This window comes from Acinetobacter sp. AYS6, from assembly GCF_025630795.1.
In the GTDB taxonomy this organism is placed as follows: Bacteria; Pseudomonadota; Gammaproteobacteria; order Pseudomonadales; family Moraxellaceae; genus Acinetobacter.
On record NZ_JAOTNV010000011.1, the window covers coordinates 76649 to 101127 of the forward strand.

General features: G+C 37.7%; 23 protein-coding genes and 4 pseudogenes. 6 read left to right on the top strand and 21 right to left on the bottom strand.

What is annotated here, in order from left to right; genetic code table 11:
• Positions 1-14 precede the first annotated feature (14 nt).
• On the bottom strand, positions 15-1280 hold the full coding sequence (locus OD757_RS17075; RefSeq protein ID WP_002118025.1) for a D-amino acid dehydrogenase: 1266 nt from the start codon (positions 1278-1280) through the stop codon (positions 15-17).
• A gap of 136 nt (positions 1281-1416) precedes the next feature.
• On the opposite strand from OD757_RS17075, the gene OD757_RS17080 reads away from it, so the two are divergent.
• Positions 1417-1884 carry an Lrp/AsnC ligand binding domain-containing protein gene (locus tag OD757_RS17080; RefSeq protein ID WP_005804788.1) on the top strand — a complete coding sequence of 156 codons (468 nt, stop codon included), beginning with the start codon at positions 1417-1419 and terminating at the stop codon, positions 1882-1884.
• 41 nt (positions 1885-1925) lie between these two features.
• Here the strand turns inward: OD757_RS17080 and OD757_RS17085 are convergent, their stop codons facing one another.
• The gene (locus OD757_RS17085) at positions 1926-3071 is read right to left on the bottom strand and encodes a DUF1624 domain-containing protein (RefSeq protein ID WP_263032601.1); all 1146 of its coding nucleotides are present in this window, start codon (positions 3069-3071) and stop codon (positions 1926-1928) included.
• A gap of 74 nt (positions 3072-3145) precedes the next feature.
• Between OD757_RS17085 and OD757_RS17090 the strand changes: the two genes are divergently transcribed.
• Complete coding sequence (locus tag OD757_RS17090; protein WP_263032602.1) at positions 3146-5236, top strand: TonB-dependent receptor; 2091 nt, start codon at positions 3146-3148, stop codon at positions 5234-5236.
• A 44-nt stretch (positions 5237-5280) separates the two neighbouring features.
• Here OD757_RS17090 and OD757_RS17095 read toward each other — a convergent pair whose 3' ends face one another.
• The 7 genes from OD757_RS17095 to OD757_RS17125 all read right to left on the bottom strand — a co-directional run bounded on the left by OD757_RS17095 (position 5281) and on the right by OD757_RS17125 (position 10728).
• Positions 5281-5658 carry an ester cyclase gene (locus OD757_RS17095; RefSeq protein WP_263032603.1) on the bottom strand — a complete coding sequence of 126 codons (378 nt, stop codon included), beginning with the start codon at positions 5656-5658 and terminating at the stop codon, positions 5281-5283.
• 28 nt (positions 5659-5686) lie between these two features.
• Positions 5687-6067: a ribonuclease E inhibitor RraB gene (locus OD757_RS17100; protein ID WP_151743783.1), complete on the bottom strand. Its 381-nt coding sequence runs from the start codon at positions 6065-6067 to the stop codon at positions 5687-5689.
• Positions 6068-6195: 128 nt separating this feature from the next.
• Positions 6196-6861, bottom strand: coding sequence for an RluA family pseudouridine synthase (locus OD757_RS17105; RefSeq protein WP_263032604.1), 666 nt, complete (start codon positions 6859-6861; stop codon positions 6196-6198).
• Between the two features lie 111 nt (positions 6862-6972).
• The gene (locus tag OD757_RS17110) at positions 6973-7674 is read right to left on the bottom strand and encodes a DUF1003 domain-containing protein (protein ID WP_263032605.1); all 702 of its coding nucleotides are present in this window, start codon (positions 7672-7674) and stop codon (positions 6973-6975) included.
• Positions 7675-7754: 80 nt separating this feature from the next.
• Positions 7755-8258, bottom strand: coding sequence for a DUF2867 domain-containing protein (locus OD757_RS17115; protein WP_263032606.1), 504 nt, complete (start codon positions 8256-8258; stop codon positions 7755-7757).
• 488 nt (positions 8259-8746) lie between these two features.
• On the bottom strand, positions 8747-9946 hold the full coding sequence (locus OD757_RS17120) for an MFS transporter (RefSeq protein ID WP_263032607.1): 1200 nt from the start codon (positions 9944-9946) through the stop codon (positions 8747-8749).
• Between the two features lie 197 nt (positions 9947-10143).
• Entirely contained in the window at positions 10144-10728 is a 585-nt protein-coding gene (locus OD757_RS17125; protein ID WP_263032608.1) for a TetR/AcrR family transcriptional regulator, read from the bottom strand.
• A gap of 317 nt (positions 10729-11045) precedes the next feature.
• On the opposite strand from OD757_RS17125, the gene OD757_RS17130 reads away from it, so the two are divergent.
• Positions 11046-11747, top strand: coding sequence for an SDR family NAD(P)-dependent oxidoreductase (locus tag OD757_RS17130; RefSeq protein ID WP_263032609.1), 702 nt, complete (start codon positions 11046-11048; stop codon positions 11745-11747).
• A gap of 86 nt (positions 11748-11833) precedes the next feature.
• Here OD757_RS17130 and OD757_RS17135 read toward each other — a convergent pair whose 3' ends face one another.
• From OD757_RS17135 to OD757_RS17145, 3 genes are all read right to left on the bottom strand, one after another.
• A complete protein-coding gene (locus OD757_RS17135) occupies positions 11834-12244 on the bottom strand; it encodes a hypothetical protein (RefSeq protein ID WP_263032610.1) in 411 nt (136 codons plus the stop codon).
• 8 nt (positions 12245-12252) lie between these two features.
• Positions 12253-12738, bottom strand: a complete 486-nt coding sequence (locus OD757_RS17140; RefSeq protein WP_263032611.1) for a hypothetical protein — start codon at positions 12736-12738, stop codon at positions 12253-12255.
• A 354-nt stretch (positions 12739-13092) separates the two neighbouring features.
• Entirely contained in the window at positions 13093-13536 is a 444-nt protein-coding gene (locus tag OD757_RS17145; protein ID WP_263032612.1) for a hypothetical protein, read from the bottom strand.
• A gap of 36 nt (positions 13537-13572) precedes the next feature.
• Between OD757_RS17145 and OD757_RS17150 the strand changes: the two are divergent.
• A pseudogene (locus OD757_RS17150) lies at positions 13573-13912 on the top strand (short-chain dehydrogenase); the annotation flags it as partial.
• Between the two features lie 48 nt (positions 13913-13960).
• Here the strand turns inward: OD757_RS17150 and OD757_RS17155 are convergent.
• From OD757_RS17155 to OD757_RS17165, 3 genes are read right to left on the bottom strand one after another with little or no spacing between them, the layout of a single operon-like run.
• Positions 13961-14848 (bottom strand): hypothetical protein, encoded by an 888-nt coding sequence (locus OD757_RS17155; RefSeq protein WP_317619808.1) that lies wholly within the window; start codon positions 14846-14848, stop codon positions 13961-13963.
• 25 nt (positions 14849-14873) lie between these two features.
• Positions 14874-15968, bottom strand: a complete 1095-nt coding sequence (locus OD757_RS17160; RefSeq protein ID WP_263032614.1) for a DUF2515 family protein — start codon at positions 15966-15968, stop codon at positions 14874-14876.
• Positions 15961-18774, bottom strand: a complete 2814-nt coding sequence (locus tag OD757_RS17165) for a type VI secretion system Vgr family protein (RefSeq protein ID WP_263032615.1) — start codon at positions 18772-18774, stop codon at positions 15961-15963. The genes OD757_RS17160 and OD757_RS17165 overlap by 8 nt, the downstream gene beginning before the upstream one ends.
• A 262-nt stretch (positions 18775-19036) precedes the next feature.
• Here OD757_RS17165 and OD757_RS17170 point away from each other — a divergent pair, with 262 nt between their 5' ends.
• Together OD757_RS17170 and OD757_RS18345 are read left to right on the top strand one after the other, a co-directional pair.
• The gene (locus OD757_RS17170; RefSeq protein ID WP_263032616.1) at positions 19037-19729 is read left to right on the top strand and encodes a tetratricopeptide repeat protein; all 693 of its coding nucleotides are present in this window, start codon (positions 19037-19039) and stop codon (positions 19727-19729) included.
• A 741-nt stretch (positions 19730-20470) separates the two neighbouring features.
• Positions 20471-20557 (top strand): annotated as a pseudogene (locus OD757_RS18345) (hypothetical protein); the annotation flags it as partial.
• Between the two features lie 351 nt (positions 20558-20908).
• On the opposite strand, the pseudogene OD757_RS17175 reads toward OD757_RS18345, so the two are convergent.
• The 6 genes and pseudogenes from OD757_RS17175 to OD757_RS17195 form a co-directional block, all read right to left on the bottom strand.
• Positions 20909-21410: pseudogene (locus OD757_RS17175) on the bottom strand (NUDIX hydrolase).
• 266 nt (positions 21411-21676) lie between these two features.
• Positions 21677-22252, bottom strand: a complete 576-nt coding sequence (locus OD757_RS17180) for a DUF4126 domain-containing protein (protein WP_263032617.1) — start codon at positions 22250-22252, stop codon at positions 21677-21679.
• A 123-nt stretch (positions 22253-22375) separates the two neighbouring features.
• Entirely contained in the window at positions 22376-22510 is a 135-nt protein-coding gene (locus OD757_RS17185; RefSeq protein WP_004640417.1) for a zinc ribbon-containing protein, read from the bottom strand.
• 336 nt (positions 22511-22846) lie between these two features.
• Positions 22847-23677 (bottom strand): hypothetical protein, encoded by an 831-nt coding sequence (locus tag OD757_RS17190; protein WP_263032618.1) that lies wholly within the window; start codon positions 23675-23677, stop codon positions 22847-22849.
• 139 nt (positions 23678-23816) lie between these two features.
• A pseudogene (locus OD757_RS18350) lies at positions 23817-23885 on the bottom strand (hypothetical protein); the annotation flags it as partial.
• A 246-nt stretch (positions 23886-24131) separates the two neighbouring features.
• Entirely contained in the window at positions 24132-24398 is a 267-nt protein-coding gene (locus OD757_RS17195; RefSeq protein WP_263032619.1) for a hypothetical protein, read from the bottom strand.
• Positions 24399-24479: the final 81 nt, after the last annotated feature.

Below are 24479 nucleotides of genomic sequence, written 5' to 3' on the forward strand. Positions count from 1 at the left end.
TTTCCTAACGTCCGTTATGCAGCATGCGCGTGTGAATAACGCTGAATTGAAAGGCCATCTGTACTGATATCAGTCTTATGATTCAATACGATGTCACTGATTAATTTTCCTGAACCACATGCCATGGTCCAACCTAAAGTACCGTGACCTGTATTCAAGAACAGATTTTTAAAGCGAGTCGCTCCAATAATTGGGGTACTGTCTGGTGTCATTGGACGTAGACCCGTCCAGAAAGATGCCTGTGCCATATCACCGCCCGGGAACAAGTCCTGAGTGACCATTTGCAAGGTTGCACGGCGGTCTTCATTCAGACCTAAATTGAAACCACTTAGCTCTGCCATTCCACCTACGCGAATACGTTGGTCAAAACGAGTAATCGCAATTTTGTAGGTTTCATCAAGCACTGTAGATTGCGGAGCAAAAGCAGGGTCAACAATTGGAATTGTCAACGAGTAACCTTTCACTGGATATACAGGTAACTGTAGATCAAGTGGTTTCAAGAAATCGCGTGAATAGCTACCAAATGCTAAGACATAACGATCTGCGGTTAAGACCTTACCATTGACCTGAACGCCCTTAATTTCATCGCCTTCTACAATCAATTTTTCTACGTTCTGATTGAACTGGAAGTTAACACCCAACTCTTTAGCAATTTGCGCTAAAGCATTGGTAAATAAATAACAGTCACCTGTCTCGTCATTTGGTAAGTGTAAACCACCAACGAGTTTATCTTGCGCATTTGCCAAAGCTGGTTCTACACGACCAAGTTCGTTGCCATTTAATAATTCGTAGCTTACGCCGCATTCTTGTAGCACGCTAATGTCGCGTTGAACTGCTTCCATTTGTGCTTCTTTACGAAATAGCTGCAAAGTACCCTTCGCACGGTTTTCGTAATTAATACCAGTATCTTTTCTAAGTTCACGTAAGCAATCACGGCTATATTCAGCCACACGCATCATACGTTCTTTGTTCACAGCATAACTTTGTGGATTACAGTTTTTTAGCATTTGCGCCATCCACTGTAATTGCCACATGCTGCCATCTAAATTAATCGCAAGCGGTGCATGGTGTTGGAACATCCACTTCACAGCTTTAAAAGGAATTCCTGGTGCTGCCCAAGGGGTTGAATACCCTGGTGAAATTTGACCTGCATTACCAAAGCTTGTTTCTTCAGCAGGACCTGACTGACGGTCAAGAACAGTGACCTCAGCTCCTTGTTGAGCTAGATAATAGGCACTTGCCACTCCGATAACGCCGCTACCTAATACAATTACGCGCATTTCCATCCCCTCACGCACACCAGTTTATTTAACTAGTATATTTCTGCTTAAATAGTTTATTTCACTGTTTTTCAGGCTATAATCTAGGTAAATTTATGTTTTTCTCGCGAGAATTTAAAAAAAAGAGGAAATATCTATGCGCCCCTTAGATCGTATAGATCGCATGATTCTGGATATTTTGCAGCGTGAAGGACGAATTGCGATCAGTGAATTGGCATCGAGAGTCAACCTCTCTACCACCCCCTGTTCAGAGCGTGTAAAACGCCTTGAACGCGATGGTATTATCATGGGTTATTACGCTCGGCTAAACCCAGCCTTTGTGGACCGTAACCTGCTCGTCTTTTTAGAAATTAAGTTATCTGCCAAATCAGGCGATGTATTTGACCAAGTAGCCAGAGACCTTGTTGAGATTCCTGAAGTACTCGAATGTCACCTCATTTCAGGTGAATTTGACTACCTTGTAAAAGCACGTTTAAAAGAAATGAGCGCATACCGCCGCTTATTGGGAGATCTGTTAAAGAAACTCCCCGCTTCGGCATCTTCACATAGTTATGTGGTCATGGAAGAAGTCAAAGAAACTCTATATTTAGATGTGAGCAAGTAAAGCGAAGCTTCATTGAATTCGCTTTACTCACGTTTTGAAAATTAGAAATATTTTAAAATCGAAATATGTTTATTTTGATGTTTGAATTTCGAGAACCACTTAACCGCTGGATAGAGCGCAAAAGACAGCGCAATCGTAATTAACCACAGCATCCATACATGGTTGACCGACAAATAATTCCCGTAGTTGGCCCCCCACACGCTGAGTGCGAACACATACATCAGTTTCAGCACATATAAGTGTAATAAATAAAAGAACATCGGCACCGAACCAAACACGACCAATGGTTTTAAAAATGAGTATTGTTGCATACGTTCAAAAGCAACCAGCACAATCAAGCCAATTCCAACATTTAGCAAAATAAACAGTAACGACGGCGGATACTTGGTGAGGTTAAAAAAGCTCATGAGGCTCAGTTGTAATGACTCAAAATGTTGCCATGGCTGATCCCCATAGACGTTGATAAAACGCAGTAAAACAAATAACCCGATACTTGCTAATCCAAGACTAAGTAAAGCGAGGCTTCTTTGCTTTGCTGTATATTTTGAACTAAAGAACTGACCTAAAACGTAGCCTAATAAAATCACCCCAATCCAGGGTAAAACAGGGTAACTTGTACGAAGCTTGATACCCGCAAATTCAATCCAACCACGTTCGTGTAAAACGAACCATATATTCTGTAGGATGCCTTGTGAGAAGTGCACAGAATCTAGCAAGTTGTGCCCAAAAATAATGACTAACGCTACACCAGCAAGAACTGGCAAAGGCAAACTTACACAGCAAGCCAAGACCACCATGCTAATACCAATCGCCCAGATCACTTGTAAATAAATGACTTCAGGCGGAAAAGTCACTGTCCATGCAAAGTTCACCAGCGTGAGCTCTAACACAATTAAAAATAAGCCGCGTTTTAATAGAAAGGCACGCGTTTGTTGTAAATCCTGTTTTTTTGATTGAAATAAAAATGCAGAAATACCGGTTAAAAGTACAAAAACCGGAGCGCAAATATGTGCCAATAATCGACTACCAAATAATGCTGGTTCTGTTACTGTTACGTCCATTGGATCGGTAACCTGTTTATGTAAATAGAAAGTTTCTCTTACATGGTCGAGTAACATAATGATGATTACCAAACCACGCAATGCATCAATCGACTGTAAACGTTCAATATTCTTTTCTAAAGGCATAGCGGTAATCAATAAAATAATGTAACGTTATACTATTACATTAAACTTCTTTTGTCTTTCATGGCTGATTATTTATGCAACACAAATTAGGATTGTTGTCTTCGTTGGGTCTATCATTTATATCGACATTTACTTGGGCAGAAGAAACCTCAACGGTACTTGAGACCATACGTATTCAGGCTGAAAGCACCCAAGAAGATGTGAGCCAAAATAGCTCGGCGACTAAATTTTCTCACGATGTTTTAGACGTTCCTTTTAATCGTGCTTATGTTTCAAAACAAATGATGGAACAACAAGACGTTCAACGGATTGATGACGCATTAAGCTTAGTGAGTGGGGTTTTTCATCAAAATAGTTTCGGTGGTGGGTTTTGGGATAATTACTCTTTCCGTGGTTTTAGTACCGACCCCAATTTAGGTGCCTCTATGATCCGTAACGGTTTGAGTGTCAACCGAGGGATTAGTACTCCAAAAGATGTCGTGAATATTGAATCTTTAGAGTTTTTAAAAGGGCCGATGGCTGCGCTATATGGTCGCGGTGAAACAGGAGGTTTGCTTAACCTCAACAGTAAAAAACCACAGTGGGAAAGCGAAAGTGAAGTTAACCTACGTGCCAATACCCAAGAACAATATCGAATAAGTCTGGAGCATACTGCCCCTATTAACGATGAACTGGCTTATCGTGTAGCAGTCGCTCACGAAGATAATCAAAGCTTTCGTGATCATGTCAGTAGTGAACGCTGGTTCTTTTCACCACAGCTCACATGGAAAATTTCAGACCAGACGCAACTCGACTTTGACAGTGAATTTACAGAGCACAAAGGAACCTTTGACCGTGGTGTAAGCACCGTCAATCATGAGTTTGTGATGGACCCGAAAACTTTTACAGGTGAACCTGACGACGGCGATTTAAAAATAAAAGATTACTTTTACCAATTACGTCTGAGTCACGAATTTAACCCGGACTGGAAGCTAAATAGTGCTGTCAGCTATAAAGACGCCAAAATGGTCGGCTTTGCAACCGAACCTCGCCGTATGCAAGCCGATGGACGTACTTTAGAGCGTCAACGTCGCTATCGTGATTATACGAGTGAAGATGTGCTGGCTCAGACAGAGTTACTTGGCAAGGTTGATACGTCGTGGGCTCGTCATGAAATTTTACTTTCAACTGAACTTGGTCAACTCGACTATAAGCAAAACCAGCTTCGTCGCAATCACAGCACAAGCTCAACAAACACAATTGATATCTACCAACCTGAATACGGCAAATATTTACCGAACTTAGCTCCGTTTACTAACACCAAAGAACAGCAACGTTACTTTGCGCTTAATTTACAAGACCAGATCTTTTTCAATGATCAGTGGAGTGTGCTATTCGGCAATCGTTTTGATCAGGTCGAACAAGACTTTAAAAATCACCTGACACAGACTGAAAGCAACCAGACGCTTCATCAAAATAGTCCGCGTTTCGGAGTAAACTTTAAGGCCTCTGACCAGTGGGCATTTTATAGCAATTATGGCCGCTCATTTGCCATGAATAGTGGTATGAACCGAAATGGCCAGACTTTTGCTCCTGAAAAAGGCGAAAGCTACGAGGTCGGCACCAAATATAAAATGAATGACCAAAGTGTGCTTAGTCTCGCTTTGTTTAAAATGAAAAAGCAGAATGTACTGACGACAGATCCAATCGACAGTAACTTTCAAACCGCAGCAGGTGAAGTGAGCAGTAAAGGAATTGAGTTTGACTTAAATAGTCAAATCACTGACCGCTGGTTCGTCAATGCCAACTATAGTTATACCGATGCTCAAATTGAAAAAGACCAAGACTTGGCAAAAGGCGCTCGTCTAAGCAATGTTCCAAAACACCAAGGCGCTGTAAGTACCAATTATGAGTTTCTACAAAAAGGTCCGAGAAAAGCAGGTGTAGGAGCTAACCTCACCTATGTTGGCGAGCGCAGCGGACATAATCTTGATAATGGCTTTAATTTACCAAGCTATACGCTTGTCAATTTAAATGGCTACTATGCCCCATCAGACCGCTTACGCTATCAGCTGAACGTAAACAACCTGTTTGATAAAACTTACTATGTCTCAAGCTATAGCGATTTATGGGTTCAACCAGGGGAACCACTCAACGCTTCAATTTCGGCACAGTGGAAGTTTTAATTCATACATAAATAAAAAAGCCCGAATTATTTCGGGCTTTTTTATTAGAACATGCCATTTTCATTGATGAGCGGGTCGGGCTGTACTTGGCCGACATCCCAAAACTCAGCAATTTTTCCATTTTCAAAACGACAAATATGGACCACAGCCAAAGTGGTTAACCCATTCATTTGCATTTCAAGTTTAGAATGCACAGCAACCAAATCGCCATCTTCGATGACATGTTGAACGTCAAAGACTTTGTTTGGAGTTTCAGCCGCACTTTCACGCATCCCTTCCTTCAAAGAAGTCGCATCACCCGCATAGTAAGGGTTGTGGTGCTTGAAATTGGGCGCGGTATAATTGCTATAGGCTTCATCCACTTCGCCAGCGGCGGCAAGCTCTAAAAACCGTACAGCAATTTGTTTTTGAGATAAGTTCATGATTATCTCCTACCCTTAATTTTAGACCTTATTGTAACAGGTCATCTTCTTCGTCATCTTCATCAAAGACATAGGCCATGCAGCCCCATCCATCATATTCGCCCTGAAATTTTTCAGCGATGCTAGTAAACCATTGCTCTAAGTCAACAATATCTGAATACTCTGGTTCCATATTGACAAAGACCGTAATCACCCATTCATTTGGCTCAACAGAATCATCTTGAAAAAGTGAAACTTTTTGTTCTTGATAAAGCAAATAGAGCGCACATTGCTCTGCATTTTTCTGATCTTGGAATGCAATAGAAAATTCAATTTCATGCAAATCGGTTAAATCATCCCCATCTTCAGCCATTTGCCAAAGTACATTACCGTTATCGTCATCTGGAAATTGTTCGTAGTCACGAGTCATAAAATGATCCTTGTTGTTGTCGCAGTATTAATATTTTTCGACATCAAGAATACCCGACTTTTATTGCAGTTTGGGTATATATTCCGTTCCCAATTGCATCAAATTAAATTTTTAATTGTATATAAATTTTAAAAAGGCACCTGCGATTCAATCACCACATTCGTTCTATTTAATGGATGTTGAAAAGCCAAATATGCTGCGTGTAATGCCATACGATTTAAATGGAAAAGCTTAGGTTCAGGATGATAAAGCTTGTCGCCCATAATCGGATGCCCAATATGCATCATATGCACACGTAGCTGATGCGAACGCCCTGTTACTGGTTCAAGCAACACTCGACTTTGATTGGTTTTTTCATCATAAACCAAAGGCTGAAACAAGGTTTTAGCGTGTTTGCCTAGTTCAAAATGTACAATTTGTCTTGGACGATTTTCCCAGTCGGTAATGAGTGGAACCTCAACGCTCCCTTCTTGCATCACTTGACCTTGCACCAAAGCAATATACTGCTTTTTAACGGTCCGAGCCTGGAACATTTTACTTACCGCAACTTCTGCATCACGATGTTTGGCAAACATAAGTAGCCCCGATGTTGCCATGTCTAAACGATGCGTCACTTTGGCTAAAGGAAACTTTTCCAGTACGCGTAAATAAGCACTGTCATGATGCTCAGGTAAACGACCCATGACCGACAATAGTCCCGCAGGTTTATCAACCACAATTAAATCGTCATCTTCAAATAAAATTGAAAGTGGATCTTGTGGAGGAGCGTAAACAAAGTTGTCGTTTATAGGCATGGTCTTAGAAACAGCAATGGAGCATGGCGGCAGATCATAAAGAAATTTCAGATCTACCGCAAAATAATCTATACATCGCTCCATGTTCCACGTGAAACTCGGATTTATTTTTTATCGTTTTTTATTCATTTCAGCCAAAAGATCGAGCTGAATTTCTTGAATATGCGCAAGTCTTTCCCACTGATGCGATAAAAGATGATCCATTTTTTCATGTAGGTGTCGAATCTCAAGCTCGGCTTTTAAATTAATTTGATAATCATGTTGGGAACGTAGGCGGTCTTTGGCTTCTTGGCGGTTTTGACTCATCATAATAATAGGCGCCTGAATTGCAGCTAAGCATGACAATACCAAATTAAGCAAAATAAAAGGATATGGGTCAACAGGACGTACGACCATCACGACCGTGTTTAAAATAATCCAGCCTATTAAAAATAGAGCAAAACAAATTAAAAATGCCCAACTCCCCCCAAAAGTGGCTATTTTATCTGCTAGTTTTTCTCCCAACGTCCATTTTTGATCAAAATCTGTTTCTGTGTTTCGACTAATCAGCTCATGCCGTTGCATGCTGCCAATCACTTCATTTTCTAAGGTAGATAACTCACCTTTTTCAGAACGTAATAGCGACTGAACATATTTAATTCGATAATCTGCCAGATCGGCCCGACAAATAAAGCTTGAGTAAGTCCAGTCTGGATAGTCTTTTAAAATTTCATCACTGATGACATTACGAATGACTTCACCAGACACAAGATCTTTTAAGGGAAAATTCTTTCCACAAACGGCGCATTGCCGGCACTGATTTTTATTCTCCATATTATTCAGCTCATTATTATGATAATAAGATTATTATATAAATGATTTTGGCTGATCACATCGTAAATAAAAATAGTAATCTAGCCTAAAATCTGTAAAGTCGCTGGTACTATTTTTCGATGGGCAGGAATTACAGGCAACATGTAAATACGCCCAAGTAAGTTTTTAATATGCACTATTGTGGTTACGGTAAGTTCTTGAGTTTTTTCATTCTTGTATATAGATAAAGTCACATTTAAATGCTTGTCATCATCTCCAATAACTAACTCATTTTCCGTACGTTGTAGCAAGGTAAAAATTCCAATTCGGTCGCCTACCACATAGTCATTTTCTTTTTTATGCGGATCAATCTGCTTAAAACTTCCTAAATCTTTAAGACCAATTTTTGAAGTAATTTTATTACGCAAATTCATGCTCCACTCTATCCATTGAGGAGTGTGATCGAACAGTTTAATAAGTTGCTGAAATACATTCAGGTCTGGTTGACCAAGCACAATACTCCACGAATCGTGGAAATAAGCATTGTTCAATTGAGATGAGATTTGGCTGTCTTGCGGTAAGGCAGAAAGATAAGGCTTATTCATAAATTATATTCTTGTAAAGTATCGTTTTTATTATAGAGAATTTTTTAGGGTGTCAAGGGAAAACATCTATGGTTTACTTCAACAATTATAACTTTGTAAGTTAGAACCTTATGCCTATAAACTTTTGATCTATAGCGTCCTAAGCCGAATCGAGACCTTTTGGGTGAGTACACACTAACGTTATACGTTTTGGTGCATGCTACTCTTTTCGATCCCTATCACACCCTTGAGATATAGTTTAGCCAGCACCCTGCGGGATTGTTTTTCTAAGAACAGCTAATTTTAACCATTTTTGGGAATTTTTACGCAAAATTGCAAATTAAAAAGAATTTATTCCCATTTCATAATAATTAATTAAATTTAAATTCCACTTTATTCGTATTTTACGGTTTATTTTACCATTCATATCAAGAATTCTTGGTGACAGTGCATCACACTATAAAAATTGAATCACCCTTCACGTCTTTAATCATGAAGGGCAAAGCTTTTTATGAAGATCTAAAACCATGTTTACGGGCATGGTAAACAGTACATAACGCAATGAGAGCAAAAGCTAGCATAAACCATGGAAAATAAGCTGCCCCAAAACTTTCAAGCAATCCACCACCAACCATTCCACCAAATGCGATAGCAAGGTTAAAGACCGTGACCAACATCGACTGTGCTACATCTGCTTCGTGACCCGCAGTATTTGCCAAGGCTGTTTGTAATAATGTCGGAGCCCCACCAAAAGTGACACCCCATAACACCACACCCACCAGTACGACAAAACTTGAAGAACTATAAACACCCAAGAGCGCGGTCGCGATTGCAAAGATAAATAAGCTTAAAAGCGTTATTTTTCTTAATGAACGATCGATAAACATGCCTGTAATGAGAATGCCTACAATTGAAGAAATGCCGAATATAAACAGGATAGTCTCAACGTTGTATGGCTGCCCTGTTGAGACCAAAAATGGTGAAATATAAGTATAAAGAATGCTATGAGCCAATATCCAAAGGAAGACAACTGCTAAAATAGCTCTAATGCCCGGCATTAAAAGAACTTTTAAAATGGGCAACTTTTTCTGTGCTGACTGTCCCGTAAAATCAGGAATACAAAAACGAATCCAAACAAATAAAATCAATGCCAATAAAGACATGATCCAAAATACGCCACGCCACTCAAACAACGTTCCCAACCACGCCCCCAAAGGAACGCCAATTGATAAGGCAATGGGTTGCCCAACCCCAGCAATTGCTAAAGCTCTTCCTTGATACGATCTAGAGACCATACGTCTTACATAACCTGCTAAAAGCCCCCATATAACACCCGCTGCCATCCCTGCAATAAAACGAGCAATCAAAGTCAAAATATAGTCATTTGATAAGGCAGTAATCGCGTTAAATAAAAGTAACCCTGCAATAGCACTGAGTAATAAAGGTCTCCGATTCCAACTACGGGTGAGGCTAATAAGCGGTATTGCTGCTAAAACAGAACCTAAGGCATACACGGCTATAAGCTGCCCTGCATAAGCCTCCGAAATATGTAAGTCTTGACTGATTTGGGGCAAAATTCCTGCTGGCATGGTTTCTGTCATGATGGTCAGAAAGCCTGCAACTGTAAAAGCCAACAGTTTCCAAATCGGTAATTGAGCAGAAAACTCTTCAGTTAACTGATGAGATGTTTCATTACTCTTAATATTCATAAAGCTTTACTCTCAAATTCTTTTGCAGGGTACTTACTCTGCTCTGCATCGCTATAAGCTTGTTTTATCAGGTTAAGATGGGAAGGCATTTGTTCTCCATGTAATCTAAAATCATTAAATTGGAATGATCGTTCCTATTTAATTTAAATAAAAACCTTAACTATTCAGCTCAACAATAGTTAAGGTTTAAATGAGTTTTATAAAACGTTTAAAGCAACCTCGACCACATCCATTAAGTATTGCTTTCTTTGTTCAAGCGGGCTGCCTTTTCCCAAAACACGTAATCCTTGAATAGTATTTACAAAAAAACTTGCTAACGCGCGTGGGTTTTGGGTAGAAGAAATTTCACCAGACTGTTGAGCTTTAATTAATAAACTCTCTATAGCATGTTGTAGTTTCTGTAGGTTACTTACAACAAATTGAGCGACTTCTTCATCATGGCCAGCCAGCTCTAAACATGCATTTGCGACAAGACATCCTTTATGTTCTGGATCACTTAGCTCATCTTCAACAATATTAAGAAGTAACTGTCGAATAAGTGCTTTCGGAGAACCTGAACCAGACAACAACTTCACATTATTTAGTGTAGTTAAAAGTTCATAGCGTTGTAACGCTTTTTGATAAAGACCTTGTTTGTTTTGAAAAGTGCTGTAAAGGCTACTTCTAGATAGTCCCGTACCATCAACTAAGTCTTGAACTGAGGTTGCAGCATAACCACGACGCCAAAAAACCTGCATTGCAGCATCAGCAATTTCATCAGTTTCAAATTCTTTAGTTCGCATAAAACATACTTATCAGGAACGATCGTTCCAATTAATTTATGACAGGAAGATAGAGAAGTCAAATTAAAAAACTATTTTATCAGCAAAGTTTTTTCAATTTGAAAATTGCGACTCTATATTTTTTATAAAATTAAAAATATTTAATAAAAGCTATGCCAGCTGGACCATTCAAAACCAACTGACTTAATTAGTATTTTTCATATTTTTGTCTTGTTCTTTCTGCATTATTTTGAGATTTAATTTTTCCGCTTGAATACATTATAAAAACATATTATAAACTATTTCTAACCAAATAATTGGTTTTTTGGAACTTTATAATGAACAACAATATTATAATTTTTGGTTATGGAACAGGTATTTCCAAAGCCGTAGCACATAAGTTTGGTAAACAAGGCTATAAAATCGGTTTAGTGGCACGTAATGCTGAAAAACTCGAGAAGGCCATTCTAGAACTTAAAACACAAGGTATAGAAGCTCATGCTTTTACATGTGATTTAGCAGTTCTGGAAGATATACCAAATCTCGTAAAACGTATTAAACACCACTTCGGAGAGATTAAAAATATTCATTGGAATGCTTTCCATGATATTGAAGGCAACATATTAGAAACCCCTCCACTAGAGCTTACTAAAAGCTTTCATATTCGTATTTCGAGCTATATTGCGACAGTGCAAGCTTGCTTAGATGATTTAGAGAAGAACCACGGTAGCATTTTATCGACAAACGGAATTTTTGCTTTCGATGCAGTGGGCATCGATTTAGTTGCTAAAGAATATTCATCATTAGCAACTACCGCTGCCGCTCAATACAAAGCCACCAACTTGCTTGCTCATAGTCTCGCTGACTCAAATGTTTACGTGAGCCAAGTGATTGTAAATGGTTTTGTAGATGGAACTCCTGAAGCGAAAGATAAAACCTACACGGTGCATCCAGAAACGGTTGCGGAGCAGTTCTGGTACTTACACCAGCATAAACAAGAAACTGTTTCTCTTTGTGGAGAAGCAATTCAAGCTGCTTAAATAATTTTCTTATGAGAGAAGAAGCGTAATTAATTACGCTTCTCTTGCTTTTTAAATTTATGCTTATATACCGCAAAATTATTTAATTATTTTTCTTCCCATACAATTGGAAATTTTTCTGATTTAGAGACATTACCAATCATTGCAGAGAAAACTGCTTGGCATTCTAAATTAATTTTTTTAACTGAACTTATATCTATAAGCTCGCAGCTTCTATTATCATTATTTGAGCAAAATTCTACAGATACATCAATTTTGTTATTTTCAATCTTATTTATATAAGCATCTAACATTTGGTTGTGATTAGAAGTATTCTTACAAACAATTTTTTTTGATGACGACTCTCTTATTTTATCTAAAACATTATTATCTTTAAAATTAATAGAAAAATTTAACTTTTCATTACTTTTCCTAGTATGTTCTATTGTGAAATTTGAAATTTTTTCACTACATCCACTTAAAAAAATTAGCCCTAATAGGTAAAGAAATTTTTTCATTTAAAACCCTATTGGAAATTGGATTTTCTTATAGATTCTTTTGATATCAGAATATTATCTACCATAATTTTACTGCTTTGTAATAAGCCGCCAAAAACTACTCTACAAGACATATTGCTAGTTAACAATTTTTCCAATTGATTCTTATCGATACATACATTCATGGATTCATCTTCGCAGACTTTGAAGTATCCAGATGAAGTATATTTTCCATTCTTTAACTTTTCTCCTTCAACTGAGATAGCACCTGTCACAAAGTAATTTTTAATATTATCGCACTTAAAATGTGTATATTCATAATTCCCGTTTTGATAAATATTCTTTAAATCATCATTTGTTTCTAAATTAAATTTAAAAATATCACCACTCATACCATCCATATGAGAATAAGTTAAATTCTTAAGGGCTATATCCTTAAAATTTTCTTTCTCATTTTTGGCTAAAGGATTACAACCTGACAATAAAATGGATAAAATTATTACAATATTTCTCATAAACTATTTATCAATCTGCAAAACATTTTTATTTAGAATCAACTTTGTAAGTATATTCCACCAGAGATTTTAATTTTAAAATCACCACTATATTTTAGAACTCCGCAAATAACTAAATGATTATATGCATCAGAATCTCCTTGATTTATTGTTTTAAAAACAACTCCCATATCTTCTTTAAAATCTGTAGTAACTTATACAGTATAAGGTATAACTACATCTCTACTTATATCTACTTTTTTATTATATAACTTAGCTACTGTACCTACAGGAATTTGGTTAGGCTCAACATAATAATCTCTTCCTGTACCCCCATAAAGGCTGAGCACTATTAAAAAATATTATACATCCATTTTATTCAAAATTAGCATTCGTCAACTTTGCTTTATTTGATTGATAAGCATCATTTGAGTAATTTTTTCTTAATTCAATTCTGCATTCAGTATCAATTTTTGCTTTTTTAATATCGACTGAGCAATCATCATTTTTACATATTTCGACATGTGCCATATATTTATATAATTGATCATTAATTTCTTCTGAATCTAAGTCTATTCCACCTTTTACCATAAACTGATTTTCCAAACAATTTAGCTTAGAAATAGGAAATGCATTTTTTTCAGAAATTTCTTTTAAAGAAGAAGAGCTTGTAACAAAACCTTGGTATGTTTTTTCTCCACTATACATAGATTGGAAATATTTAAATTTTCCAAAATTAATATCGGTAGATTGAGAATCTATGTTTTTAGAAGTACAACCAAATAATAAAAATATCCATATACATGATAAAAATTTCATTTTACTTGAACCTTTTTTAATTCGGCTTGCAATATTTGCTCTGGTGATTTAGAAAAGAATAACGGTAGTATTTTATCAACAAACGGAATTTTGCTTTCGATGCAGTGGGCATCGACTTGGTTGCCAAAGAATATTCATCCTTAGCAACTACCGCTGCTGCTCAATACAAAGCTACTAACTTACTGGCTCATAGTCTTGCTGACTCAAATGTTTATGTGAGCCAAGGATTGTAAATGGTTTCGTAGATGGAACACCTGAAGCTAAAGATAAAACCTATACGGACCATCCAGAAACGGTTGCGGAGCAGTTCTGGTACTTACATCAACATGAACAAGAAACTGTTTCTCTTTGTGGAGAAGCCATTCAAGCTACTTAAATTATTTTTTATGAGAGAAGAAGCGTAATCAATTACGCTTCTTACAGTTTATTTTACATAAGGCCAAATGTCTGGGTCTATATAGGTCTCATCTATATGGTAACCCTCTTTTTTCATATTATTTTCTTCAGTTTTACGGGCTTTCTTATTATTAGCAACTTCAGTTTCAAATGCTTGCTTTAACTGCTCTGAATTCATCTTATCTGAATCAGAGATAGCATTTCGCCCTGCATATTTAAAGTTTTCAAAGCTGTACCTCACCATATACTGTTCTTTTCTATCATCTTTATAGGTCCGTCGAAGACTAATACCCAACTCCACATCCCCATTATACAAATTAAATACCAACCTATTTGTTTTCGAAAGAACATCCTGCCATTCTTTAAAACTTAAGATATAAGTCGGATCGATAACCTCACCCATAGTTTCAGTCATATGCTTTAGATTATCTTGTTTATCAATTCGAGCACTAAAAGGTAAAAAATACTGTTTCCATTGTTTATCATTAATCTGATGCACTAATTTAGTATAGGCAGTATAAGCTTCTTGGCTCGTAGTATATTCATTTGGATGCAAGCTGGCATTAATGTCCATAATTTGAATACCATCATTGCTTCGTCGAGCTACTTGTGTACCTAGCACACTGATCACATCTTCTATTTCTAAATTACTCTTTTCACTAAATACACGTACTCGACCTAGTTTTGGTGGAGTCCAATCTAATGATAAAAAATTCATCCCTGCAGGCTGACGATCAACTGGTGTAGTACTATTTTTACTAAAATCCTGCATACCTTGTTCACCAAAATGAAGGGCTATTACATCTTGATTTTGGTTCATCGACTTATTTCCTTGGGTAGTATTATTTGCGGGCTTACAAGAAGTTAAAAAGATGCATGTAATAATGCAGATAAATAAAGATAAATAGTTTTTCATAATAAATTTCCAGCCTTGTCTAGCATCACACCCTGCCTTCATTACTACTTGAATGTATTTTAAAATCGGCTTTACTTTTTCCCCATGTAGAAATGGTTTTCAATTCTTGTTGTAAAAATGGCCGACCTTTTTCATCAAGCATTAAACGGTGATATTTTTCAGCTGCTTTACCAATCCATTTCATACGACTATCATAATCTTCAGCAATCGTATCCTTGAGAGGAGCAATGTAAACATCCTCTTTTAGCTCTACTAATTGATTAGCTTTACTACCTGTATAATTACCAAACCAATTCTTTTTTACCGCGTCTACACTATAATCACTTGATAGAACAAGTGTGGCATCTGGCATACCTATAAACCAACGTTGCATCCACGCACCGAATTTAACTGAGCAATTTTCCCAAACAACAACTTGAAGAATATTATGTTGTTCCTGTACCGCAATAGCCATCAAATGATCGAATAGATTTTGACTAGCTTTTCTATATTTACTTTTCTCATCACCTCCATTCAAAAAAGCTTTCTCAATGGCAGGTAATAGAGTAAAAGCATCATTAATTTCTTTCGTCACCTTTAAATTTTTAACACTGGGCAAACATGATGACCATGGCAAATTCATTAATGCTGGCTTAACAAATTTGAATGTACTAGTATCTCGCGTACCTTTACAACTCTTAAAAGATTCTGAAGATGCACTCCAAGCTAAATGCCAAGGAGCAATATCCATAAACAACCACAAATTGCCACGAGCAAAAAGATTTATAGCCTCTTGTACACCGACATTGTAGCCAAGCAGACTCCCCCAATGCTTGAATATAGTTGCAACTGTTTTTGAGGCAAAAGCTCCTAAGCCCATCCAATAATATCGTCCTAGAAGATTTTTATTCCCACCGAGCTCTATTTCTAAAAATATTTTGGCATATACAGAGGCAATTCTTCTTGCTCTTGCCTCATATCCTGGCTCAAGTTTATAGTTATTCGCTTTTTGTAAGTTAGATAATCTCTTGATCGCTTCTTGCTGATATATTTCCCAAAATGTCAAACAGTCACAGTGAGCATCCTTACAACTATGTTCACTTATGTTCGTTTTACTGTTCCAATCTAAACTGTTAGACATTTTCACTTCCTTGCGCTGGATCTACCCAAACTTCCGTTTCATCTACTGTTTCTAGATCCAACCATAACAAATCGAGCTTAAGTCCCTGTTCTTTAGGGCTATGTATTTCTTTGGTTTGACCTTTCTTATCTGAGTTAGCAAAAATTTCTTTACCTTCAGAAGATATCTTGTAATCAACAAATGAAAGTGGTTCACCTGAAGGTAATAACATCTTGAATCTCTCATTATAGGTTTCATAAGCTGGTAAACCTTGGAGGTTCATGCCTACTTCAGCCCCCCCCATAAACAAATGCTGCCCAGCCTTCACCTCAAACTTACCGCCTGTAGTCATAAAAATACCTGAACCAGTAATTTTGACTTGAGAGCCGCCTGCGGTGAGCACAATTTCTTTGGCTGCTGTCGCTTCGATTTTTTCTTCGGTCGAAATCACCTGAACAGCTTTACGGGCAATTAAATCTGCTCCGTCACCTTGTGCTTGGATCTCGACTTTGCCTTTGCCTGCATAGAGCCTTGCCCCTTCTTGCACTGCAAAAAGGCTAATTTTATTTTGGGCATGCGCAATCAAGTTCTTTTGGGTAGACAGATTTATGCTGTCCCCAGCAGTTTGGTTTAACTGCCCATCTGCGCTTAAATGAATATCTTCATTACTGCTTAGCGCGATGCTATTTGGGCTCGCCAACAACATAATCGCCTCTTTAAAGGTTTTAGCTTTTGCGTTGTCTTGCTGCTCAAGTTTTTCAATAAAAGATTTTAGGTTTTCTAAATTTTCTAAAGGATCAGTTTGCTGATTTTTAGCAACTTCGCTGAGTGCCTTGGCATTGTTCAGACCGCCTTCTATTTGTTGTTCGGCCTCATTTGCATCAAGGTGTACGCCTTGAGCTTGGTCCTGTTTATGAGTACTAATTAGTAGCCCACTTCCCGCTCGCACCGCACCCCACTGGTCAGTTCTGAGTTCGAAACCTTCACCTCGTCCATCACTTTCCGCCTTGTCTTTTGGATGGCTTAAGTTACCCAAGTTGAGTTGGCTGGCCGCATGGCTACTTTGTAGCTGGGCACTGATTTGCCCTGTGGTGTCATCAAAACGTAGCTGGTTAAAGCCTTTACCGTCGACTTCTTCTGAGCGGATGCCACTCAGTTTTTTAGTGTCAGGTAGCTGACCTTTCTGGTCGAACTGGGTTGGATGCCGTTCAGCTTCGTGAATACGTCCCACCACAAATGGACGGTCAACATTACCATCAAAGAAGTCGATCACAACTATTTCACCCACGCGAGGCAAGAAGCGTGCGCCATAACCGGCGCCTGCCCACGGGGTGAGTACATCTACCCAAGCCGAGTCGGTATCATTGTCGTTACTGCCTGCTCCACCGTCATGGCTATGATCGTCAGTTCGGGTAAACAGAAAACGAACTTTAATACGTCCCCACTGATCAACGTGGATGCTTTCACCTTCCAAGCCCACCACTCTAGCGCGCTGCGGGTAAGCTGCTGGTCGGTGTTCTAGCGGATTATATTCAGGGACAGCTTTAACATTGCGTCGAACGACATTGAGTTCAGCAAAGTGGCGCTGCTCAGGGTTTTGGCTATCGTGTTGAGCTGCCTTGAGCTTGTCTTTTGCTAATAAGCGCTCAAGTTGCTGTTGTAATTCTTTCGGTAAATTGTTCTGGTTATAGTAGTGCTTGCTTAAGATTAAGAACTCTTTGTCAGCACTGTCATGTTGGTCGAGTTCAGGGTGGTCATTGAGTTCAAACCAATAACCGACCTGTGCATCACGGACGTTACCTGAAACCGTAAACTGCTTAGAACTCAGGTGATGGTATGCATTAATATGCTGGTTAAGCTGTTCAATCTGGCTATTGCCTGATGCTGTGGCCTGATCTTCACCATTTAGGTCTTGCATCCAAGCGGGGCTAACATGCCATGCATCTTCAAGATTCAAGCTCGCATTGTCATAGTGTTCGCTATGCTTTTGGGTGCCTTGTACGCTACCGCTGCCTTCTTCTTGTTGCAAAGCATCGGCTTGCCAGCGTTGCACATGAACCGAGGTTGGTTGTAAGCGGCGCTCAGCCTTGACTTGGGTAATGGTATCGAACTGTTCTGTGGCACTGCTGCGCTGGTAGCGGAGGCTACGACGTTCAAGCGCTTGATAATTTTGATTATCGTCAATTAAACGTAGCACTTGTGGCTGAATGGAAGCATTCGGGTCGGCGACAAAAAGTTGCGATTCATCGACCAGCCAGTTAATGCCTTCACTACGCCATAAACGGGTTAAAAAGTCATAGTCACTTTCGTTAGACTGCATCACAAATGGACGCACATCGTAGTCTTTCGTTAAACCAGATGTATCGAGCGTTAAGCTTGAAGCAAACAGCGGGCTTTTCCCTTGCCATTCTTTAAATAAAATTTCGCTAATATCGCGCACACTTTTATTCATAAACACGCGGCTATTACGGCGTTTATGCCAGAGTGCAGTTGGGTCTTTTAAGGTGAGATTATAAATAGTGAGTGAGCCGTCGCTTTGCCCTTGGCTCGCTTCTGTAATAATGCCCGTAGTTCTAAAAAACTGGCCTGTATCCGTCACCTGATCGACGGCAACCTGACAGCCAATAAATTGTTTTAATGCAATATGTGCGTTCGTCGACAGACACAGTAACTCAGCAACGCTACCTTGGTTAAGGGTATGTTCGCCCTCAATGCGTTGCAAGAAGACTTGCTGATTTAAAGACTGATTTGAGAATTGGATATGGACGGCGCGATTTTGTGAAACAAGGCCTAAACGCTCCAATATACTCGACACACTCATCTGCATTTTTATTATCAATCAAACTTATATTTAGGCCGCATTTTAATTAAAAAAAGACTAATCTGTCTATCTATACTCATTTTCAAAATGTAACTAGTCTAAATATGCGGTTTTACGTTAATTTGTTATTAAATGGGTATTTAATCCGTAAAATTTACTCATTTTAAAGTGCTATAAACCACCCAAAAATATTTAATGTTTTTATTTTATATTCAAATAGTTATTAAAGAAAAATAAATATTAAAATTAATAAAACTCAGGATGAGATATGAAAATAAAAAAGTCTGCTTTTTATATATTTATGGTGATTTTCTCACTTCATTCTCCAGCATTTGCTGAACCGAGTGTGGCTGATATTCAATATCGTGCAGAACAAGGGCAAGCTGTGGCTCAATATCATCTGGGCATGATGCTTTTAAGCGGCGAACAAGGTGTGGTTAAAAATTATGAACAAGCGTTTAAATGGCTAACTGCGGCTGACCAAAATGGAAGCGTGGGGGCAAAATATAGTTTAGGAATGCTGTATTACACAGGCACGGGTGTTGAAAAAGATGCCAAGCGCGCTTTTGATTATTTTACTAAGGCTGCGGCCAAGGGTCATGCTAAAGCGCAATATAACTTAGGGGTGTTATATGACAGAGGTGAAGGAACTGCGCAAAATTATGTGCATGCGTTTGAGTGGTTTAGTCGTGCTGCCGAGCAAGGCTATCCACCCGCAGAATATAATTTAGCTCAGCTATATAAAAAAGGTCACGGGGTTTCACAAAGCGATGAGCAAGCCCTTAAGTGGTACACCAAAGCCGCCGAGCATGACGAAAGTGATGCTCAATACAACTTGGCTCAGATGTATTTAAATGGTGAAGGCACACCGAAAAACCTACAACTGGCAAAGAAATGGTTTCAGCAAGCTGCCAACGCAGGCGATTCGGATGCGAAAGAAATGCTTAAAAGTTTAGAATAAGGCAGCCATATCTATAATATTTTATTTATAAGATGATGAATCTCTATTATTAAAAACACTACACTTGCAAATTATTTTATTCTTTATTTTTTCTAATTAAATATAAACATTAACTCTATTATTTTAAAAATACATTTAGATTTATTATTAAATTAAAAATATTTTAAATATTAAATTGACGTAATTAAAATCACCTATTATTATCTCGTTGCTGGCCTACATTGCCAGTCGGTTATGACAGACCGCGAATAACAAAGACGATATGCAAAATTCTTATTTTGTGTGTCGGGAACTCGTTCGCCCCCTTTTTCTCTATGGTAGGGCGGAAGGGGGACACCTTTGTGTGTGCTGGTTCCTTTGTTTCCAGTCTGTCAACCCTCTTTCGTTCTACCACCATAAATTAATTCGCGGTAATCTGGTGGTAGGACTCCATTTTTTAAGGAGTTGGCCATGACACTTTTCAAACTTATTTCCTCTCTTATTTAACTATTTTATTTATTTAAACTTTAGGTTTTCTATTGTCTATTTTTTAAATTTATAAATTAATTTTATTTTAAAATTTTAATTATTTTATTTTCCTATATTTTTAGGAGGATTAATTATTACCTAAAATTTATTTAAAACCTTAAAACCAATTATATTTTTTATTCTACTCATAGATATAAATTATTATGAGAATAATATGACAATTTATAAACCTATTTTGGCTTTAAGTTTCGTTCTAGATAGCTATGGTTTTTCAGTTTGCAAAGTCCTGTTCTCCCACAGGACTTTGCCCCTACTTTTTTAAGCACCATGCAGCGGTGTGACCAAAGTAGTCTGGGCTAAGCTTGGCTTAGCTCTTTATCTCTGTGTTGCAATGGTGTTTTACTTTAAATCAGCGCAAAAGATTAAAGTCTGTTGCGGCGCAGAGGCCAGAATCGAATTCAAAATAAGAGATATAAAAAGCGATCTTGTACGTTTTAGCCTACAAACTTTTAGGGATTTTGCGGATTGGCGACTTCCCGCTTTTTTCCTATGATGAGTTCATACAGGAACAGGATGTTCCGGAACACAAAACAACAATAATAGGTTCATACACCAGGAGCGTGAGATACGACAGGAGTCATATCTAGCAACCAAATACGAAAAAGCCCAACAGGATGTTGGGCTTTTTTTATATCTGAATATTGGGAAATTTTAGAGTTTAAAAATCTCAGGCAGACTCTCTGCAAGAATTTTAGGAATGTTGTTTGGATAAACAATTTCAGCTGTTTGGCTTAGCTCATCAAACGTCCACCAACGGCTTTTACTAATCACAAGTTTTTCTTGTTCCGACCAGTTTGACGTATTCACTTCTTCATTTTTAATAAAAACAATAAAAAGTCTTTCATTAGAAATTACAACTTCCGCACTCGGTAACATCATTTCAAAATTGCGTGTTGCAACATGAGCACCTACGTTTTGCCTGACTACACCTAACTCTTCATAAAGCTCTCGGCAAGCTGCTTGCTCGAAGGTTTCCCCTTCTTCAAGCCCACCACCGACAGTTGCCCAATGTGATTGTCCAGCCAAAGCATCATTTGTATGAGTAAACTGAAATAACAAAATTTGATGATTTTCATTAAGAACTAATAGTCTTGAAGATTTTCTAATACGCATTTGATTTTTTTCTTAAAGTAACAAGGTGGTTATTATTCATATTCACTTTGAAAAGTTAAATCATTTCTGAATGTACGCTTTAACCTACAAACTTTTAGGGATTTTGCGGATTGGCGACTCCCTGCTTTTTTCCTAATATGAACTCATACAGGAACAGGATGTTCCGGAACACAAAACAACAATAATAGGTTCAAGCACCAGGAACGTGAGATACGACAGGAGTCATATCTAGTACCCAAATACAAAAAAGCCCAACAGGACGTTGGGCTTTTTTTATGCTCATTTTAAAATGATATTTACACTCACCTATAGCGGGCTATGCGCCTGTTCTTGCTTTTTATGGCGGATCCAACGCACCACCCAAATAACCGCAATCAACACCACAATTGCCACAAGCGCAGGCACCAACATGGCTGAAACCGAAAGTAAGATTGCCCCAATCCACTCTCCTGTCGCAACGACAAAATTACCCAAGCCACCCGTGGTTGCAGTTGAAACACCACGTGCAGCAACGGTACTCATTTGCACCACACCAGCCGTACCGCCACCGACAATAATCGCTGCCGCCCAACTGGCAAACTGAGACATTTCTCCGCTACTCACCGCCATTGTCGCTAGCGTACCCGCGATCATAGCCGCAGGAGTTGCAACTGTGTCTAAGGCATTATCGACCCACGGAATATAGTAAGCCGCAACTTCACACACCGTTGCCACAGCTAAAGCTAAACAAACCGATGGTAGAGCTAACCATTCAAAACCTTTCGATGGCTCAAACCAGCCCATCATTGTTGCAATGCTCATGACCAATAACGGCACAAACACGCGAAAACCGCAGGCAGCGCTCAGCCCCACGCCAATACATAAACCTAATATAGTTTCCATAACGGTTTCCTTTTTCATGCCCATCACGGGTCTTGTTATGTAAGTCTTATTTTTAAATTAACAAAAAGCCCCATCGGGTGACAGGGCTTTTTGTTAAATGCGAACGCAAATATTATTTTATTCTTAGCGTTTAAACTCAGTGCAATAGCATTTAGTGCATGGTGGTAAACGATCTGTATTAATTTCTAAAAACACTCTCTGGCCACATTGAGCGCAGAAATAGAAGCCTGTTCCGGGTTTTTCGCCAGCTGTTACCATGATTGTATTCCTATAATTGTATAGATATTAAACAGGAATATAACCCAGTTAAAGTGAATGTCAATTGTCCATTTCGCCCGATGATGATGGCATAAATGCAAAAAATGTTATTTGTACGATTTATCTTACAAACTTTTAGGGATTTTGCGGATTGGCTACACTCTGCTTTTTTCCTAAGATGAGTTCATACAGGAACAGGATGTTCCGGAACATAAAACAACAATAATAGGTTCATGCACCAGGAGAGTGAGATACGACAGGAGTCATATCTAGCAACCAAATACGAAAAAGCCCGACAGGATGTCGGGCTTTTTTTTAATAAATAATATTCTATTTTTAAACCCTTAAACTTATATTTATTTCATCTAATTCTAAATTTGGGCTTATTTCTCTTATAATTCTTTTAATACATAATTCTAGTTCATCTGTATCAAACTCAGCAATAAACATTGCTTTTAAAAAATAATAGTATATTTTATCTTCTGGACTAAAATAATACTCATAAAAAGTATCATTTTTATCATAAAAATATATATAAAAACTTTCGTTTTTATTTAGAAAACTATAAACATAATTAAATCTAACCCCTGTAACACTCCCTTCTGACAGTCCTTCATGTTTCTTAGTATCTGATATATCAATTGCACAAGAATATAGCTCTTTTGCTTTTAGATTATTAACTAATAATTCTGCAACTTCACAAGCCCTTAATACATCTTTTTTTTGGGGATTACTAAATTCGTGTTCTACTTTATTTCTTAAACTTCTGACCTCACTAATTAATATACTTGGAGAAAGTCCTAATGCACAGAATAGACGTAATGAAAAAGGGCTTATTTGTTTATCCTCCTCATTCAGAACCTCCTCGCAAAAATTCAGAGCCACTTTAGGTAGTTTTTTTATATTAATATCAAAATTTTTTAATGTATTCTCAATCAAACAATCTATTGCCCTTTTGGCATTAGATAGAGCATTAATAAGACCTCGTTCATCTCTTTGTTTTAGATCTTTTTTAGCAAAACTTAAATAATCTTCTGGAATAAGATCAAAATATTTTCTAAAGTTTATATTATCAGAATATCCAACAGATAAGTTTTTATAATCTAAAGAAGCTTTATCAAAAAGCTCTTCAACTGAGCTTAAAATAACTCTTTTCCTATCTATCACAACAATGCCAATTAAAGATAAATACCGTTATTTAAAATAGGTCCTTTTAACAATATAATCAATAGCCTTTATTTCATTCTTTTTACTATAAAAGAAAGGAGAAATTTGCTAACCAAACTACTTGGCTTTCTAAAAATTCTTATGCAAAACGTTGTAATACACTGCCCACTTCATATACAGAAACTTCTTCTCCTGTATCCAAACGGCAAGCGCAAATACTTCCACAACTTCATTTTGTACGATTTATCTTACAAACTTTTAGGGATTTTGCGGATTGGCTGCACCCTGCTTTTTTCCTAAGATGAGTTCATACAGGAACAGGATGTTCCGGAACATAAAACAACAATAATAGGTTCATGCACCAGGAGAGTGAGATACGACAGGAGTCATATCTAGCAACCAAATACGAAAAAGCCCGACAGGATGTCGGGCTTTTTTTATATGATCAACTTCTTTAAAGAAAATACATTCGAATCAAATTTGCCGCAATAAGCATAAAAATAATAGCTGTTAAACCTGTCAACAAATTGAGTAGTATTTTAGCGATATTTGATAAGTTTGATTTATAGATCTTAACATTTATACCATAAGCACTTGCTCCAAGAGCTCCGCCAATAGCACCTCCAACCAACATAAGTATGAGTGGCCAGCCGCATAATAAATGTGCTTTAACTGGTAACTTCCTCTCAGCTTGATCATCTAATTTATTTGTTGTTTCCAATTTTTAATCCTTTTTTATATGGATATTTTTCTAAAAACATCTATTTTAAATACAATTTTTTATGAGGCCATCAACTCTTTT

Excerpts from the sequence above, each read along its gene's own strand:
- OD757_RS17075 (WP_002118025.1), bottom strand. The coding sequence starts at position 1,280 with ATGCGCGTAATTGTATTAGGTAGCGGCGTTATCGGAGTGGCAAGTGCC.
- OD757_RS17080 (WP_005804788.1), top strand. The coding sequence starts at position 1,417 with ATGCGCCCCTTAGATCGTATAGATCGCATGATTCTGGATATTTTGCAG.
- OD757_RS17085 (WP_263032601.1), bottom strand. The coding sequence starts at position 3,071 with ATGCCTTTAGAAAAGAATATTGAACGTTTACAGTCGATTGATGCATTG.
- OD757_RS17090 (WP_263032602.1), top strand. The coding sequence starts at position 3,146 with ATGCAACACAAATTAGGATTGTTGTCTTCGTTGGGTCTATCATTTATA.
- OD757_RS17095 (WP_263032603.1), bottom strand. The coding sequence starts at position 5,658 with ATGAACTTATCTCAAAAACAAATTGCTGTACGGTTTTTAGAGCTTGCC.
- OD757_RS17100 (WP_151743783.1), bottom strand. The coding sequence starts at position 6,067 with ATGACTCGTGACTACGAACAATTTCCAGATGACGATAACGGTAATGTA.
- OD757_RS17105 (WP_263032604.1), bottom strand. The coding sequence starts at position 6,861 with ATGCCTATAAACGACAACTTTGTTTACGCTCCTCCACAAGATCCACTT.
- OD757_RS17110 (WP_263032605.1), bottom strand. The coding sequence starts at position 7,674 with ATGGAGAATAAAAATCAGTGCCGGCAATGCGCCGTTTGTGGAAAGAAT.
- OD757_RS17115 (WP_263032606.1), bottom strand. The coding sequence starts at position 8,258 with ATGAATAAGCCTTATCTTTCTGCCTTACCGCAAGACAGCCAAATCTCA.
- OD757_RS17120 (WP_263032607.1), bottom strand. The coding sequence starts at position 9,946 with ATGAATATTAAGAGTAATGAAACATCTCATCAGTTAACTGAAGAGTTT.
- OD757_RS17125 (WP_263032608.1), bottom strand. The coding sequence starts at position 10,728 with ATGCGAACTAAAGAATTTGAAACTGATGAAATTGCTGATGCTGCAATG.
- OD757_RS17130 (WP_263032609.1), top strand. The coding sequence starts at position 11,046 with ATGAACAACAATATTATAATTTTTGGTTATGGAACAGGTATTTCCAAA.
- OD757_RS17135 (WP_263032610.1), bottom strand. The coding sequence starts at position 12,244 with ATGAAAAAATTTCTTTACCTATTAGGGCTAATTTTTTTAAGTGGATGT.
- OD757_RS17140 (WP_263032611.1), bottom strand. The coding sequence starts at position 12,738 with ATGAGAAATATTGTAATAATTTTATCCATTTTATTGTCAGGTTGTAAT.
- OD757_RS17145 (WP_263032612.1), bottom strand. The coding sequence starts at position 13,536 with ATGAAATTTTTATCATGTATATGGATATTTTTATTATTTGGTTGTACT.
- OD757_RS17155 (WP_317619808.1), bottom strand. The coding sequence starts at position 14,848 with ATGAAAAACTATTTATCTTTATTTATCTGCATTATTACATGCATCTTT.
- OD757_RS17160 (WP_263032614.1), bottom strand. The coding sequence starts at position 15,968 with ATGTCTAACAGTTTAGATTGGAACAGTAAAACGAACATAAGTGAACAT.
- OD757_RS17165 (WP_263032615.1), bottom strand. The coding sequence starts at position 18,774 with ATGCAGATGAGTGTGTCGAGTATATTGGAGCGTTTAGGCCTTGTTTCA.
- OD757_RS17170 (WP_263032616.1), top strand. The coding sequence starts at position 19,037 with ATGAAAATAAAAAAGTCTGCTTTTTATATATTTATGGTGATTTTCTCA.
- OD757_RS17180 (WP_263032617.1), bottom strand. The coding sequence starts at position 22,252 with ATGGAAACTATATTAGGTTTATGTATTGGCGTGGGGCTGAGCGCTGCC.
- OD757_RS17185 (WP_004640417.1), bottom strand. The coding sequence starts at position 22,510 with ATGGTAACAGCTGGCGAAAAACCCGGAACAGGCTTCTATTTCTGCGCT.